Source organism: Bradyrhizobium sp. BR 10289, from assembly GCF_019455385.1.
Taxonomy (GTDB): domain Bacteria; phylum Pseudomonadota; class Alphaproteobacteria; order Rhizobiales; family Xanthobacteraceae; genus Bradyrhizobium.
Genome location: NZ_JACOFR010000025.1, coordinates 25,972 through 42,249 on the forward strand (window position 1 = coordinate 25,972; position 16,278 = coordinate 42,249).

Genomic DNA, 16,278 nt, shown 5'->3' on the forward strand with positions numbered 1-16,278 from the left:
CCATGTCGATCCCGTCCGTCCGCCTGTTGGTGGCAGCCGCATTCACGATCTTGTGCGGCATGCCCGCTTCGGCCCAAGCGGGTGACCTCGAAGATTGCAACGGCCCGCTGCCTGCGAAGATCGAGCCGGCTTGCACCGCCATCATCAACGATCAATCGCGCAGCGACGAGGAGCGGCTGCGCGCCTATGTGAACAGGTCGCGTGTGTTCATGGGCCGCGCCAATTTCGATGCGGGGCTGGCCGACGCGGAAGCCGCGGTCGCGCTCAACCCGAAATCCGTGCCGGCCTTGCTGTCGCGCGGCTTCGCCCGGCAGCGCAAAGGCAATTTCGAGGGCGCACTGACCGACATCAATCAGGCGATCGAGATCGACCCCAAAAGTCCGAATGCGTATGCAGCGCGCGGCGGCCTGAAAAGCGACCAGAAGCAATGGACCGACGCCGCCGCGGATTTCAGCCAGGCCATCGCCCTGCGGCAGGATTATGCGCTCGCCTATGTCGGCCGGGCGCGGGTCTATGTCGAGACCGCACAGCTCGATCTGGCCTTGAGCGACACCAACACGGCGATCTCGATGAATGCGAGCCTGCCCAACGCCTTCTTTTGGCGCGGCCAGGTCTATCGCCGCAAGGGCGACATCGATCACGCCATTGAGGATTTTTCCCGCGCGATCGCCCAGGCCCCGCACCCCGAGCGTGGCGCCTACAACGCGCGCGGACAGCTGTTCAGCTCCAAGGGCGATTATGCGCGTGCGATCGCGGATTTCGACAAGGTGCTGTCGATCGCCCCGAACGATCCGTTTGCCCAGCAGCAGCAGCGGCAGGCCGCGCTCGCGATGCAAGCCGAGCTTGCGAAAGTGCAGGGCGGGGGCACGCCCGCACCTGCTGCGCCGACGCTTCCGCCTGCCGCATCCAAGCAGGCCTTCGTAACACCGCCACCGGCAGCCCCCGCACCTGCGATCCCGCCGGCCGCGGTCCCGATGGCGACGATACCGGCAGGGACATTCCCGGCGCCGCCTCCGGGCCTCGCCGAGGCGCAACAACTGGTGGCACAGAAGAAGTACGCCGAAGCGATCCCGCGGCTGAACACCATCCTGTCGGCCAATCCGCGCAACGAGACCGCACTCAAGCTGCGCGTCGCTGCACTGCTGTCGACGGCCCGGTTCGCGGAGGCGCGGAACGATCTCGATGCGTTGCTCAGGATGCGGCCGAACGACTCGCAATTGCTGGCCTCGCGCTCCGTCGCCTCGATCGGCATGAAGCAGCTCGAGCAGGGCATGGTCGATGCCAATCAGGCCATCCGCGCCAACCCGAACAATGCGGGGGCCTATGTCTGCCGCGGCATGGCAAACCGCCTCTCGGGCAAATTCCAGGACGCCATTGCCGATTACGACCGCGCGATCGCGCTCAACGACAAGGATTTCATGGCCTATTCCGAGCGCGGTCAGGCCTATATGGGACTGAACCAGAACGACAAGGCCGTCGTCGATTTCGACCGCTCGCTGGTGCTCAATCCTGGCAACGACGCGGCGCGCGCTTCGCGCGGGCTGGTGCTGCTGTTGAAGGGGAATAGTGCGGAAGGCCTGGTCGACGTCAAGAATGCGCTCGACCACGATCCAAACAACCAGGCCGCCGAGCTCGGCCAGGGATTGGCGATGCTGCTGTCAGGACAATATGATCGCGCGATCGTGGCGCTCGATCAGCTCGTGGGCAAGACGCCCGCCTTCGACGGCTTCGTGCGCACGCTCCGTGCGCGAGCCTATCTCGGCAAGAGGGACGTCGCCGGCGCCATGACCGACCTCAACCAGGTACTGACAACCCGGCCGGACGATCCGGATGCACTCAGCCTGCGCGGGATCGCCTTCACCTCGATGAAGCAATACGACAAGGCGCTGGACGATCTCGGCAAGGCGATCGCGCAGAAGCCGACGATCGAGCGCTATTTCGCGCGCGCCACGGCTTTCGAGGTCAAAGGCGACGTGGATAAGGCAACGGACGATTATCGCAGCGCCATCCAGATGACGCCGGCGAATGTGTTCGACATCGCGGCTCAGGCCCAGTCCAGGCTGAAGATCCAGCAGCTGTCGAAGCGCACCCCTTGCGGCAGCTCCGGACGTAGCGGCAAGGACGACACCTGCCTGTAGTTTCCTGCCTGAGATCTATTCCTCGCCCGCGAGCAGTGCGGCGTTGCCGCCGGCCGCGGCCGTGTTGATCGTCACGGTCTGCTCTGTCGCAAACCGCGCGAGGTAGTGCGGGCCGCCGGCCTTGGGGCCGGTTCCGGACAGGCCGTTGCCGCCGAACGGCTGCACGCCGACCACGGCACCGATCATGTTGCGGTTGACGTAGATGTTGCCGACCTGGACGCGGTCGATGATGGCTTCGACGGTGTCGTCGATGCGGGAGTGGATTCCGAGCGTGAGGCCGTAGCCGCTGCGCTCGATCGCCTGCAGGACGCGTTCGAGGCTTTCGGCGCGGTAGCGCACGACATGCAGGATCGGGCCGAACACCTCCTCCGTGAGCTGGCCGGTGTCCTTGAGCTCGAAGATGTGCGGCGCGACGAAGCAGCCCTCCGGCGCTGCGCCAGCAAAGTGCAGCCGCGCTTCGCGCTTCATCCGCGCGATGTGTGCATCGAGCCGCTGCTTGGCCTCCAGGTCGATCACCGGACCGACATGGGTCGCGACGTCGGCGGGATCACCGATCTTCAATTCGCGCGCCGCGCCCGCGATCATCTCGATCAAGCGGTCGGCGACATCCTCCTGCACGAACAGCAGCCGCAGCGCCGAGCAGCGCTGGCCGGCGGAGCGGAACGCGGATGTCACGACATCGTCGGCAACCTGCTCGGGCAGCGCGGTGGCATCGGCGATCATGGCATTGATGCCGCCGGTCTCGGCGATCAGCGGCACGATCGGTCCGTCCTTGGCGGCCAGCGTCCGGTTGATCAGGCGTGCAACCTCGGTTGAGCCGGTGAAGACGACGCCGGCGATATTGTCGTGGGCGGTTAGCACAGCGCCGATGCTTCCGTCGCCGGTGACCAGATGCAGCGCGCTTGTGGGGATGCCGGCCTCATGCAGCAGGACCACCGCTTCGCGCGCGATGCGCGGCGTCTGCTCGGCGGGCTTTGCGACGACGCTGTTGCCGGCCATCAGCGCGGCCGTGACCTGGCCGAGGAAGATCGCGAGCGGGAAATTCCACGGCGAGATCGCGACGAACACGCCGCGGCCGCGCATGGCGAGCGCATTGCTCTCGCCGGTCGGGCCCGGCATCGCCGTCTCGCTGCCGAATTGCTTGCGGCCCTGCGCGGCGTAGTAGCGGCAGAAGTCGGCGGCCTCGCGCAGTTCCGAGAGCGCATCGTCGAGCGTCTTGCCGCCTTCAGTTTGCAAAAGCGCGATGAAGCGGGCGCTGCGGCTCTCCAAGAGATGCGCAGCCTGTTCCAGCGCCGCCGCGCGCACGCCTGCAGGCGTTCGGCTCCAGGCGGCAAAGCCGGCGCGTGCCGCAGCAACAGCCGCATTGGCCTGCTCCGCCGTGGCGTCCGTGACCGGCTTGAGACCGGTCGTTTCGGCCTTAACGTTCCTCAGCAACTGGCCGAGCGCATCACGCTCTCCAAACTCGACGCCGCGTGAATTGCGCCGCTCCGGTCCGAACAGGTCGCCCGGCAGCGGAATCTTGGGATGCGCCGCCGCTTGCGGTCGCACGATCGCATCCGCCGGGCGCTGCAACAGCGCGGTAACAGGCACGCGATAATCGGCGGCCTGCGCCACGAAAGAAGAATTGGCGCCGTTCTCCAGCAGGCGCCGCACCAGATAGGCAAGCAGGTCGCGATGGCTGCCGACCGGGGCATAGGTGCGGTAGGCAATCTCGGGGTGATCCTTGGCGAGCTGCTCGTACAGCGCTTCGCCCATGCCATGCAGACGCTGGAATTCGAAGCCGCCGCCATCTCCGGCCATCTCTAGCACGGTCGCGACCGTCAGTGCGTTGTGGGTGGCGAATTGCGGGAAGATGCGCGGCCGCAACGCCAGAAGCTTCGCGGCGCAGGCGACATAGTTCAGATCCGTCATCGCCTTGCGCGTGAACACGGGATAGCCGTCGAGCCCGCGCTCCTGCGCACGCTTGATCTCGGTGTCCCAATAGGCGCCCTTGACGAGGCGCACCATCAGCTTGCGGTCATGCGCGCGTGCCAGCGCATCGACATAGTCGACCACCGCACTGGCCCGCTTCTGATAGGCCTGGATCGCCAGGCCGAAGCCATCCCAGCCTTTGAGCGAGGGATCGGCGAGCGTTGCCGCGATGACATCGAGCGACAGCTCCAGCCGGTCGGCCTCCTCGGCATCGACGGTGAAGTTGAGGTCATGGGCCTTGGCGCGCTGCGCGAGGTCCAGCAGCAGCGGCACCAGCTCGGTCATCACCCGCGCGTGGCTGATCGCTTCGAAGCGCGGATGCAGCGCCGAGAGTTTCACGGAGATGCCGGGCCGATCGGGCAGGGGATGGCTGCCCGCCGCCTTGCCGATGGTTTCGATCGCACTGGCATAGGCGTCGAAATAGCGCTTGGCATCTGCGGCCGTGCGGGCGCCTTCGCCGAGCATGTCGAAGGAATAGCGCGGCTTCTGGCCAGAGCGCGGGCGGCCCCGCTCCAGCGCCTGCGCGATGGTCTCGCCCAGCACGAAGTGATTGCCCATCAGCCGCATCGCCTGGCGCGTCGCGGTACGCACCGCAGGCGCCCCGAGCCGCTTTACCAGCCGGCCGATGGTGCCGTCAGGCGTCTCGCCGGGCTGGATCACCCGCGCCGACAGGCCGAGCGCCCAGGCAGAGGCGTTGACCAGGAAAGCGGTAGACTTGGTCTCGTGATGGATGAAGTCGCCCTCGCCGAGCTTGTCCTCGATGAACTGGTCGGCGGTGCGGGCATCGGGCACGCGCAGCAGCGCCTCGGCCAGCACCATCAGCGCGAGACCTTCCTTGGTCGAGAGCGCGAACTCCCGCAGCATGTCCTCGACGCCGCCCAAGCGATCATCGCGCTTGCGGATCGCCTCGATCAGCCGCGTCGCGGTCTTGTCGATCCGCGCCTCCTGCGGCGGGGCCAGATGCGAGGCCGGCAACAGTCGCGCGGCGATCTCGGCATCGTCAGGGGCGTAGGGAACGGTAAAGGGCGGCGGGATGTTCGGCATGGCGTGTCCTGTGGCTGAAACTCAGGATAAAGCCTGCGTGACCGGAGTTCGATAGACAAATTAGCCGATTTGCCTTAGAAATTGAAGTCAGAGACAAATATAGCCAGATAAATTATGGAACTCGATCGAATCGACCGGAGAATCCTCTCGATTTTGCAGGAAGATGGGCGCATCGCCAATGTCGAGCTGGCCGAGCGCATCGGCCTGTCCCCGACGTCGATCGGCGAGCGGTTGAAGCGGTTGCAGCGGGAGGGCTTTGTCGAGGGCTATGGCGCGCGGCTCAATCCGCACCGGCTCGGCCTCGGCCTGCTCGTGTTCGTCGAGGTGCTGCTCGACAAGACCACGCCCGACAATTTCGAGCGCTTTGCTCGCGCGGTGAAGCTCGCGCCCGAGGTGCTGGAGTGTCACATGGTTGCCGGCGGCTTCGATTATCTTGTGAAGGCGCGGCTCGCGGACATGACCGCGTATCGGCGTTTCCTCGGCGAGACCCTGCTGTCGATGCCGGGTGTGCGCGAGACGCGAACCTATGCGGTGATGGAAGAGATCAAGCGCGACGCCCCGTTGCCGGTGGGCTAGGAAGTGCCGTCGCGATTGTCATTGCTGTGGCGTTGAACAAGCGGTCTTCGCGGGAAAATAGCTATCCGTGTGCAGTCGCAACGCCCGTCGTCGAATGCACTGGCCGTCTTCTAAATTTTTTTGGCCTCGCTCCCGGACCTGATCCGGGAGGCAGCGAAACGCTGGCGGGCTTATACTTTGAGGTTCTCTGCGGAGGTCTTGCCCCGGTTTGCGATCTCTTCGTATTCAACCGTCTGTCCCTCGTTGAGGGTGGACAGACCGGCCTTCTGCACTGCCGAGATATGCACGAACACATCCTTGCCGCCCGACGCAGGCTGGATAAATCCATAACCCTTCGTCGGGTTGAACCACTTGACCGTACCTTTAGCCATCACGACTTCTCCGCGGGTCTTCCTCCAAGATCTCGAACCGCCAGTCCCCGCCAACCGGCCGGTTCGGTCCTATAGGATACGCGGAATGTGGCAGGCTTGGTAGCTCAAACCACATCAGCCTTTCGCCGAATTCCGCTCAACTTCGCGGCGTTTTTGCCGGTTTTGCCCGTTTCGCGGTCAAAAGGCCGGCACGCCGCACTCCATCGATCAATACGTCGTGGCCAGATAGTCGACGATCTTGCCGACATCGGCATCGTCGATCGGCGCGCCATAGACCTTGATCATCTTAGTCACCTCGGCCTGCCAGAAGGCTTTCCTGTCCTTCATCGGCGGCTGCGTGGCGATGTAGTCGGACGAGTGGCAGGCCGTGCAATTGCCCTGCACGACCTCGAGATTGGGCCCGGGCTTGAACGCAGCGACCTCGTCGGGGGTTTTGTAATTGACCGGCGCGGCAAGGGCCGAGCCTGACCACGCGGCGAGGGCGAGCGTGCTGGCGAGGAGAACGGTGCGCTGCATGATCATTCTCCTTCAGGCCACGGTGACGCGCGTGGTTTCGACGACGTTGCGCAAATAACCCGCCGGATTCCAGCGCGGCGTATCCGGCTGGGTCTCGCCGCCATTGCCGGTGGCGCGGACCTTCAGCTCGACCTGGCCAGCCACGAGCTTCACCGGCAGCTTCCATTCGCGGAAGGCATATTTGCCGAGATCCCTGCCGAGATTGGCATTGGTCCAGGTCTTGCCGCCATCGGTGGAGACCTGGACCTCCTTGATGCCCTTGCCGCCGTCAAAGGCGATGCCGCGCAGCGTCGTGCGGCCCGCCTTCAGCTTCGCCCCATCGGCCACGCTGGTGATGAAGGAGCGGATGGTGAAGCGGTTGATCGGGATCGTCGCCTTCGGTGCGGTGCCGGGCTCGACCGCATTGTTGGGCGTATCGGGAATGCGATAGGCCGACTTCATCCAGAAGCCGTCATAGACGCTGTCGATGACGGTGATCTCATTGAGATGCTTGAGCCAGTAGGTGCCGTAATAACCTGGCACGACCAGGCGCAGCGGAAAGCCGTTGAGGAACGGCAGGTCCTCGCCGTTCATGCCATAGGCCAGCATCACCTCGCCGTCATTGGCATGATCGATGTCGAGCGCCTTGACGAAGTCGGGCGTCTTGTCGCTGACCGGGCCGTCCATGCCGCCGAACGTGACTTGTTTGGCGCCGGCCTGCACGCCCGCCATCTCCAGCACGGTCTTGAGCGGCACGCCGCGCCAGCGTGCGCAACCCATTGCGCCATTGGCGAGCTGGCCGCCGGCAACGCGCGGCTCGGAAAAGCCGCGGCTGTTGCCGGAACATTGATTGACGGCGACGATCTCGGTCGCCTTCATCTTCCTTATGTCCTTCAGCGACAGTGTCAGCGGCTTGTCGACCTTGCCTTTCACTTGAAGCGTGAACTTGTCGGGGTCGAGATTGTAGGGCAGGTCGGACAGGTGATAGCGCACGAAGAACGCGTTGTTCGGCGTCAGCGGGCCCTCGTTGAACACCGCAAACGGCGTCTCGAGCTGCGGCGGCCGGCTGGTCAGCCCGATCATCGGCCGCTTCTGCGGATATTTCACCAGCGGCCGTTCGCCATTGGCGAAGGGCAGCGTGACGGTGTCGAGGGCCAGCGCCCTGGTGGAATTCAGCGTCGTCGCAAGCGCGGCGAGCCCCGCTCCTTTGAGCAGGTTACGTCGATCGAACATTCTCGTCTCCTCCCGGAGCTTTCGTTGGAGCGCGGTCATCACCGCGGGTCCCGCGTCCATCTGTCTCAACCATTTGGTTGAAGTCAATTCGTGCTTTCGCAGCAAGCCCATGCCGCTGCGTTGCAGCAAGCGGGTGTTACGGATGTCGTGAGAGCCGAGCTGTAGCGGCAGTGACGGTGTGCTCCCTCGCCCCGCTTGCGGGGAGAGGGTTGGGGTGAGGGGGAGTCTCCGCGAGGGAGGTGAGAGTTGGATTCGCGGAGAGTCCCCCTCACCCGGATTGCATCTGCGATGGAATCCGACCTCTCCCGGCAAGCGGGGCGAGGTGAAGAGAGATCAAGCTGCCACGCGTGCACCGCCCTCGACGAGTCCTATCAGCTCCCGCGCATCAGCCACAACACGCACCGCCATCGGTTCGTCGCGGCCGCGGATGGCGACCTCCTGCTGCGGTAGCACGTCGTTGCCAAGGCCGGCGGTGCGGCGCACTTCCTCCGAGATGATGGCCTCGCAGGCCAGCGTCTTGGTCATGTCCTGGAGCCGCGCGGCGACGTTGACGGCATCGCCCAGCGCTGTGAACACAATGTGATCGCGATAACCGATATCGCCGATGATGACCTCGCCGCCGTGAATGCCGATGCCGAAGCGGATCGGCTGGCGCAGATCGTGGCTCAACAGCTCGTTGAGTTCGTCGATATTCGCGGCGATGCGGCCGGCCGCCTTCAGGGCCTGCCGGCAGGCGGTTTGCGGATCGGCGGTGAGACCGAACAGGGCCAGCATGCCGTCGCCGACGAACTGGTTCGGCTGGCCGCCATTCTCGATCACCGCCTGCGAGACCGCGCCGAGGAAGCGGTTGACGATGAAGACGGTGTCGAACGGCAGCCGCTTCTCGGCAAGCTGTGTCGAGCCGCGCATGTCCACGAACAGACTGACGAGATAGCGCTCCTGGCCGATCCTGGCAGATGTCGAGGCCTGCCCGCCCGCCGACAGCGTCTGCGGCGTGAACAGCTGGAAGAAGGAGAGATCGGAATCCGGCCGCAGCTGGCAGGCGAGGCGAATCGAGGGATCGGTGGTGCCGACGCGGGTCAGCACGAAGGCCTCGCGCTGCGACGGCTCGGGCAGGGCGCCATGATCGCCGATGATGCGGATGCGGCAGGTCGAGCAGCGGGCGCGGCCGCCGCAGACACTGGCATGCGGCACATTGTGACGCAGGCTCGCTTCCAGCACGGAGAGGCCTTTCGGCACGCGCACGGTTTTGCCGTTGCCATAGGACAGCGCGATCATGCCGCCGCGCCGCTCGCGCCAAGCCCGAAACCCGCGCGCAGCCAGCGCCAGAGCGAGCAGGCCGACATAGCCGATAGTGAGGCCGCCGCTGATCCGGTCGAGCGTCTCGGCTTCGACGCTCGTGCCGAGCTGGCGGCGCGTGAGATTGTGCGTCCGCCATTCGCCGTCTTCAGCCTCCAGCATGACGCTGCGGCCGCCCTGATAGACGCCGAGCAGCGCCAGCGTCGGGATCAGCACGGCGGCCGCGAGCAGATAGGGCGCCGCGCGGGCGAAGAATGGTTTCAGGCGAAGCCAGAAATAGATGCCGATGCAGCCGTGGATCCAGGCGATGGTCAGCAGCACCGTCATCGTCCAGATGCGGTTTGACGAGAAGAACAGATAGAGCTCCTGCGGATAGAGCTTCTGGTGCCCATACAGCACCTGGCCGAGCCGCACGCCGACCACATGCATCATGACGAGTACCGGAATGCTGAGGCCCAGCACGAGCTGCAGTGGTTCGACCGTCCGCCAGCGGAACTGCCGGCGCTGATACAGCGCGTAGAGGCCGAGCCCCATATGCGTCAGCGCTGCTGTGTAGAACACGATCGCGACGGGGAGAAACTGCCAGAACGCCATGTGGTAGGCGACGCCAACCTCCATGGCATCGACCGAGATGTTGCCGAGCGCATGGTTGAGGAGATGGCTGACCACGTAAGCGAACAGGATGGTTCCGCAGACCAGCCGCACCTGCCGCACGCTGGTGGCGCGGACGAGCTCGGGCATGTGGACGGGAGCGGTGGCCATGATTCGCTTGTATCAGTTCATCAAGGAGAACAGCCAGCCTAGCGTTTAATTCCTGATGTGGACAGCCGGCCCGATCACATGCGCGCAAGGTTACAGAACCGTAAGCACTTGTTGGGTGGCGAAGGCGCGCACCCACCCTCCGCTGTCGTTCCCGGACATGCGCAGCGAAGCGGAGTTCAGATCCGGGACCCTTAACCACAGTGAGGTGTTTGGCGGAGATTCGGAGTGACCAGCCCGCGCTACGACCCCTCCCTGTGGTTATGGATCCCGGGTTCGCGACTGCGTCGCGCCCCGGGACGACACCTATGTTGAGACTCCCCCCACATTGACTCCCCCGGCGAGGTTAGCGAAAAGCGCGGCCGTGACGACAGCCTCCGACATCACCATGCCCCCCGCCGGCACCGCGCGCCGGCCCTTCGTCATCGCCGTGCTGGTCATCGCGGCGATGACGCTGCTGCGCATCGTCTATGCCTCGTCCATCGAGCTGCGCACCGACGAGGCCTACTACTGGACGTGGTCGAAAGAGGCAGCGCTCAGCTTCCTTGATCATCCCCCGATGATCGCCTGGCTGATCCGCTTCGGCACGGCGATCTTCGGCGACACCGTGCTCGGCGTCCGCTTCGGCGGCATTGTCGCGATGCTGGTGACGCAGCTGCTGCTCGCCGACATCGTCCGCCGTCTCACCCACGATGCGCGCGCGATCATGTTCGCGGTGCTGATGCCGGAGGCCGCGCTTTATTACGGCCTGCTGATGGCCAAGGTCGCGCCCGACGTCGCCATGATCCCGTTCGCGGTGGCGATGATGTGGTCGCTGGTGCGGCTCGCGCAAAGCGGCGACGGACGCTGGTGGATCGCGGCCGGCCTGTTCGCGGGGTTGTCGATGCTGTCGAAATTCACCGCGATCATGTTCGCGCCCGCGGTCGCCGCCTTTGTGCTGGTGCCGGATTGGCGCGGGCGCTGGCTGCGCAGCCCGTACCCTTATCTCGCGGTGCTGGTTGCAATTGCCGTGTTCTCGCCGGTGCTGATCTGGAACGCGCAGCACGACTGGGCCTCGTTCCGTTTCCAGGGCGTGCGCGCCACCGCCAATTACGGCATCTCGCTGCGCACGATCGGCGATTACATCGGTCTGCAATTCGGCCTGGTCGGATTCGTCATGCTGCCGGTGGTGCTGACAGGGCTGGTGCTGACGGCGTGGCGCGGCATCCGCACGCGTGAGCCGGTTGCGATTTTGCTCTCCACCGCAGTGCTGGTGCCGTTCCTCTACTTCTTGTTCAAGTCGCTGACGCTCCGGGTGGGGGACACCTGGCCGATGTTCATGTGGCCGGTCGGCTTTGCCGCCGCCGCCGTCAATTTCGTGATGCTCTCGCGTGAAAACTGGCCGGCGCGGCTGATCCGGTCGAGCCTGTTCTGGGTCAGGACGGCAATCATCTCGGGCATCGCCTTCGTCGTCATCGTATTCCTCTACTACGTGGCCACGCCCTGGAATCTCCTCGGCAAGATTGATCCGATCGGTGGCGAGGCCGGCTATGAGCAGGTCGCGGCCCGCGTGCAGACCGCGCTCGACGAAACAGGCGCAACCTGGATCGCCACCACGGACTACCGTACCTACGCCATGATGCGCTGGCTGTTCCGTGGCCGCGTGCCGGTGATTGAGCTCACCGAGCGCGGCCGCTTCCAGGATTTCGCTGATCCCGGCATGGACAGGATCAGGGGGCACGCCGGCATCTATGTCGGCCGCGAGCCCGACGACCGTGCATCGATATGGGATTCGATCCCGGCCAGGCGCGAGCAACTCGGCAAGGTCGAACGCCGCTGGCGCGGCGTTCTCTCGGATACCTATGTGATCGAGAAGCTCTCCGGCTGGACCCCGGAGCTGTCGCCGCCGAAGGACTCGCCGCTGTTCCAGTGGAAGGTGCTGGCGGGAGTTCTCCCTTCTCCCCTTGTGGGAGAAGGTGGCATAGGCGGCCTTCGGCCGCCGTTCCTAAGAACGCCGAAGCGAAGCTTCGGCTATGGCGCCGGATGAGGGGTATCTATCCATACGGATAGATTTGCATTGGCGAGAGATACCCCTCGCCCGTCTCGCCGCTCTGCGGCGAGCCACCCTCTCCCACAAGGGGAGAGGGTGCACCGACCGTGAGGCGAAGGACTACTCCTCCTCGTCCTTCTTCCGCAACAGATCCGTCGCGAGGTCCGACAGTTTTGGCGGCGGCAGTGCCGCGAACGGCAGCGGCCGCGTCACGTCGATCGCGGCGAGGCCCAGCCGAGCCGTCAGCAGCCCGTTCAGCATACCTTCGCCCAGCCGCTGCGACAGCTTTGCCGCGATGCCATGGCCGAGCATCTGCTGCACCAGGCTGTCGCTCGCGGCCATGCCGCCGGTGATGGCGAGGTGGGCGATGACGTGACGGAGCAGGCGGATCATGCCGAGCGCGCCGGGGCGGCCGCCGTAGAGATAAGCGAGCTGGCGGATCAGGCGCAGCGCGGCGACGAATACGAACAGCACGTCGATCGCGGCGCGGGGCGAGACCGCCGTCACGATCGAGACTTTTTGCGCGGCTGAGGACACCAGCCGCCGCGCCTCGGCATCCAGCGGCGACATCAATTCGCGCTCGGCAAGGCGGATCATGTCGGCGCCGTCGATGATCTCGCCGGTGTGGCTCTCCAGCGTGGCACGGGCGCGCGCGAGCTGCGGGTTCTGATGCGCGATCTTGAGGAGGTCCTGCACGATGACGCGGCTCTCCTTGCGGTCGTCGCTGGCAAGGACTGTGGCCGCGCGCGCATGCAGCTTCTCGATCGTCGCAAGGCGCGCCAGGCCAAAGGCCTCGCGGCCGACCACCACCGCGAGCGCAAGCGCAGTGACGAAGGCGAAGGCAGTGCCAACGATGCCGAGCGTTTCGCTGCGCGCGAACAGATCCTCGATCAGATGCACGACGCCGAGACCAGTTCCGAGCAGCGTCAGCCCGGCAAGGCCGGACCAGAACAGCGCGCCCCAGGGAAAGCCGCGCCGTGTGGGCAGCGCTGCCTCGATCGGCACCGGCAGCGCCTGGGGATCGTGCTCCGGCGTGATCTGGATCATGGTGCGGCCAAGCCGCGCCGTCTCGTCGGCCTCGGTGACGACGACGCCGGGATCGTCGAGCCGGAATGTCGCCGGCCGCCGCGGCTGGGATCGGTCGTTCATGACAGCTTGTCTCCGATCAGGAACTGCAAGGCACGGTCGAGGCGGATGTGTGGCAGCGTCGGCTCGTCCGTGCCCTCGCGCTCGAGCTTGGGCGGACGGAAGCGCAGAAAGCGGAAATCGCTCTTCTCGGCGGCTTGCGTCGAGAGCCCGCGGAACGCATCGGAGCCCTTGAACAATGGCTCGGGATCCAGCGGCAGGTCGCCCGGAAAGGTCGCCACCTCCGTGTTGCCATCGAAAAACTCGCCGCCGGCGCTTTCGCCCGCCGCCGGTGTTCCCAGGATCGAGGGCAATTTGTCGCGGCCATGGGCGACCTGGGCCTCGCGGGTGGCGCGCACGGCGGCGAGCGCCACGACGTCGATCGCCGCGCCGGTCGTTTCCGCGCGCACCACGGCGCGGGAGACCGCGCGGCGCAGCACGGCTTCGAGCCGGTCGTGGCTGGAATGATGCAGATGATCCGCCTTGGTGGCCGCGAACAGGATGCGGTCGATGCGCGGCCGGAACAGGCTGGAGAGGATGGTGCTGCGCCCGACGTTGAAGCAATCGAGAATGCCGGCGAGCGCGGCCTCGAGGTCGTGCAATGCCTCGGGGCCGGAGTTGAACGCGGCGAGCGCATCGGCCAGCACGATCTGGCGATCGAGCCGCGCAAAGTGATCCCTGAAGAACGGCCGCACCACGACGTCTTTGTAGGCCTCGAAGCGGCGCACCATCATCGCCCACAGCGAACCCTCCGGCGCTTGCCCGCCCGCGGGCACGTCGAGCGGCGCAAAGGTCAGCGCCGGGGTGTCGGCGAGATTGCCGGGCATCAGGAAGCGGCCGGGCGGCAGCAGGCTCATCGCAAAGCGCTCGTCGCGGCAGGCCTGCAGATAGCCCCGGAACAGTTTTGCCGCCGTGAGCGTCGCCTGCTCGTCCTCGCGTGCCTCAGGCTTCAGCGTTGCAAGATGCGCGTGCCAGTCGGCGGCGAGATGTGCGCGCGGCGCCTCACGCGACAGGGCGAGGCTCTCCGCCGACCATTGCTCATAACTCTTTTGCAGCAGCGGCAGGTCGAGCAGCCACTCGCCGGGATAGTCGACGATGTCGAGCGTCAGGGTGCGGTCGGCGCCGTTGGGGCGCTGGTAGTCGATGACGAGGCGCAGCTCGCTGATGTCGACGGTCGAGTTCGGCCAGCGCCGCTCCTCGATCAGCGCGCGCGCAGATGGGTCTCGTAGGCAAAGCGTGGCACGGCATCGTCGGGCTGCGGCGCCAGATGCGCCCGCGCGATCCGGCCCGAGGCATAGGCCTCGAATACGGGAAACCGGCCGCCGCGGGTGAGGCCGTGAATTAGTGCGGTGATGAATACGGTCTTACCGGCGCGCGACAGGCCGGTGACGCCAAGCCGTACTGTCGGGTTGAAGAAATGCTCGCCATAGTCGATCAGCGCGCGGGCCGACACGCGCGCCTCTTCGACCATATCCTGGAAACTGAATGCCATATGAACGTTAATGGATCCTGGGCGGGCGGGATGTGTAACCGTTCACAAAAGTGGCAATTGCATGCGGAAAATCAAGCTTCATACTTCCACCGCCTTTGTCGGCAAATCAGCCGATTGAACGACGCGCCGGCCCCTGAAGACCCATAGAAGAGGGCATTGTCCCAAGCCTTTGTGCCAAGCCTTTGCGGATTGCCATGACCGTCTTCCAACTGAAACAACTCGCATCCACTTCCGTTCACGCCGCAGCCGACGTGATCGGCTGGAATTACGACCGCGCCGAGCTGATCGCCGATGGGGTCATCCACGCAGTTGGCGTGTTTTGCGGGACCGTCGCCGCGACCGTGTTGGTGGTGCTCGCGGTGCTCTATGCCGACGCCACCGATATCGTCGGCGTTTCCATTTACGTCGCCGGCCTGCTCTCGATGCTGGTGCTGTCGGCGACCTATAATCTCTGGCCGGTCTCGCCGGTCAAATGGCTGCTGCGCCGCTTCGACCATTCCGCGATCTACCTCCTGATCGCCTCGACCTACACGCCGTTCATCCTGGAAATAAAGGACAGCGTGTTCGCGCTGGCGCTGCTCGTCTGTGTCTGGTGCGTGGCGATCCTGGGCATCGTGCTGAAGCTTCGCTATCCCGGTCGGTTCGACCGCGTCGCGGTCGGCATCTATCTCGCGATGGGCTGGAGCGGATTGATGCTCTATGATTCCGTGGTCAAGGCGCTCCCCGCGGTCGCGCTGGGTTTCATCCTCGCCGGCGGTCTGCTCTACAGTTTCGGCGTGATCTTTCATGCCTGGCGGCGGCTGCGCTTCCAGAATGCGATCTGGCACGGCTTTGTGTTGGCCGGCGCAGCATGCCATTATACCGCGGTGCTCGACCTCGTGTTGAGCTGAGCAGGAACCGCGGCGCGGAATAAGCGCAGCGGTCCAGAAGCGGTATAAGAGGAGACGTCGCATGCAGGTGACCGGCAAGGTCGTGGTCGTCACGGGCGGCGCAAACGGCATCGGCAAGGCGCTGTGCGAGGCTTTTCATAAGGCAGGTGCCGCGAAGGTCGTGGTCGCGGACATGGACGCCGCCAACGCACGAGCAGTCGCTGCCACCATCGATGGCGCCGCGTTCAAGTGCGACGTCGCGCAGGAAAAGGACATCTCCCACGTCATCGAGGAGACCGAGCGGCAGTTCGGACCGATCGCCCTGTTCTGCTCCAATGCCGGCATCGGCGGCGGTTTCGATCCGATGTCGGTCAATGCCGGCGGCGCTTCCGACGAGCCGTGGCAGCGCAGCTGGGCGATCCACGTCATGGCGCATGTCTATGCGGCGCGGCATCTCATCCCCCGCATGAAGACGCGCGGCGGCGGCTATTTCCTCAACACCATCTCGGCCGCGGGCCTGCTGTCGCAGGTCGGCAGCCCAGCTTATTCCACGACCAAGCACGCCGCGGTCGGCTTTGCCGAAAACCTCGCGATCTCGCACAAGGCCGACAACATCAAGGTCTCGATCCTCTGTCCGCAGGGCGTCGACACCAACATGCTGCGCTCGATCCCCAAGGGCCCGCAATCCGGCGATGGCGATCTCACGCCGGAGCAGGTCGCGAGGGACGTGCTTGCGGGCCTTGCGGAGGAAACGTTCCTGATCCTGCCGCACCCGCAGGTGCTCGGCTACATGCGCAAGAAGACCGAGAATTACGATCGCTGGATCGGGGGCATGGCGAAGATCCAGGCGAAGATGCGGGAAGAGTTTGGGACGTAG

The 16,278-nt window shown here is 65.3% G+C and carries 11 protein-coding genes and 1 pseudogene; 5 read left to right on the plus strand and 7 right to left on the minus strand.

Features of this window, described 5'->3' with window-relative positions:
• The first annotated feature begins 2 nt into the window (after positions 1–2).
• A complete protein-coding gene (locus tag HYH08_RS30385; RefSeq protein WP_220013509.1) occupies positions 3–2,138 on the plus strand; it encodes a tetratricopeptide repeat protein in 2,136 nt (711 codons plus the stop codon).
• Between the two features lie 15 nt (positions 2,139–2,153).
• Here HYH08_RS30385 and putA read toward each other — a convergent pair whose 3' ends face one another.
• On the minus strand, positions 2,154–5,153 hold the full coding sequence (gene putA, locus HYH08_RS30390) for a bifunctional proline dehydrogenase/L-glutamate gamma-semialdehyde dehydrogenase PutA (protein WP_220013510.1): 3,000 nt from the start codon (positions 5,151–5,153) through the stop codon (positions 2,154–2,156).
• Between the two features lie 114 nt (positions 5,154–5,267).
• Here putA and HYH08_RS30395 point away from each other — a divergent pair, with 114 nt between their 5' ends.
• Positions 5,268–5,729: an Lrp/AsnC ligand binding domain-containing protein gene (locus tag HYH08_RS30395; protein WP_122401136.1), complete on the plus strand. Its 462-nt coding sequence runs from the start codon at positions 5,268–5,270 to the stop codon at positions 5,727–5,729.
• A 170-nt stretch (positions 5,730–5,899) separates the two neighbouring features.
• On the opposite strand, the gene HYH08_RS30400 is transcribed toward HYH08_RS30395, so the two are convergent.
• The 4 genes from HYH08_RS30400 to HYH08_RS30415 all read right to left on the minus strand — a co-directional run bounded on the left by HYH08_RS30400 (position 5,900) and on the right by HYH08_RS30415 (position 9,889).
• Positions 5,900–6,100: a cold-shock protein gene (locus HYH08_RS30400; protein ID WP_008563500.1), complete on the minus strand. Its 201-nt coding sequence runs from the start codon at positions 6,098–6,100 to the stop codon at positions 5,900–5,902.
• 207 nt (positions 6,101–6,307) lie between these two features.
• Positions 6,308–6,616: a SorB family sulfite dehydrogenase c-type cytochrome subunit gene (sorB, locus tag HYH08_RS30405; RefSeq protein ID WP_220013511.1), complete on the minus strand. Its 309-nt coding sequence runs from the start codon at positions 6,614–6,616 to the stop codon at positions 6,308–6,310.
• A gap of 12 nt (positions 6,617–6,628) precedes the next feature.
• On the minus strand, positions 6,629–7,828 hold the full coding sequence (gene sorA / locus HYH08_RS30410) for a SorA family sulfite dehydrogenase catalytic subunit (RefSeq protein WP_220013512.1): 1,200 nt from the start codon (positions 7,826–7,828) through the stop codon (positions 6,629–6,631).
• Positions 7,829–8,161: 333 nt separating this feature from the next.
• The gene (locus HYH08_RS30415) at positions 8,162–9,889 is read right to left on the minus strand and encodes an adenylate/guanylate cyclase domain-containing protein (RefSeq protein ID WP_220013513.1); all 1,728 of its coding nucleotides are present in this window, start codon (positions 9,887–9,889) and stop codon (positions 8,162–8,164) included.
• 385 nt (positions 9,890–10,274) lie between these two features.
• Between HYH08_RS30415 and HYH08_RS30420 the strand changes: the two genes are divergently transcribed.
• The gene (locus HYH08_RS30420) at positions 10,275–11,912 is read left to right on the plus strand and encodes a glycosyltransferase family 39 protein (RefSeq protein WP_228748180.1); all 1,638 of its coding nucleotides are present in this window, start codon (positions 10,275–10,277) and stop codon (positions 11,910–11,912) included.
• 123 nt (positions 11,913–12,035) lie between these two features.
• On the opposite strand, the gene HYH08_RS30425 is transcribed toward HYH08_RS30420, so the two are convergent.
• Together HYH08_RS30425 and HYH08_RS30430 are read right to left on the minus strand one after the other, a co-directional pair.
• Positions 12,036–13,064, minus strand: coding sequence for a YcjF family protein (locus tag HYH08_RS30425; protein ID WP_220013514.1), 1,029 nt, complete (start codon positions 13,062–13,064; stop codon positions 12,036–12,038).
• Positions 13,061–14,532, minus strand: a pseudogene (locus HYH08_RS30430) (YcjX family GTP-binding protein). Before HYH08_RS30430 ends, HYH08_RS30425 begins: the two are co-directional and overlap by 4 nt.
• Before the next feature lie 194 nt (positions 14,533–14,726).
• On the opposite strand from HYH08_RS30430, the gene trhA reads away from it, so the two are divergent.
• Together trhA and HYH08_RS30440 are read left to right on the plus strand one after the other, a co-directional pair.
• Positions 14,727–15,422: a PAQR family membrane homeostasis protein TrhA gene (trhA, locus tag HYH08_RS30435; protein ID WP_220013515.1), complete on the plus strand. Its 696-nt coding sequence runs from the start codon at positions 14,727–14,729 to the stop codon at positions 15,420–15,422.
• Positions 15,423–15,483: 61 nt separating this feature from the next.
• Positions 15,484–16,278, plus strand: a complete 795-nt coding sequence (locus tag HYH08_RS30440; protein WP_220013516.1) for an SDR family oxidoreductase — start codon at positions 15,484–15,486, stop codon at positions 16,276–16,278.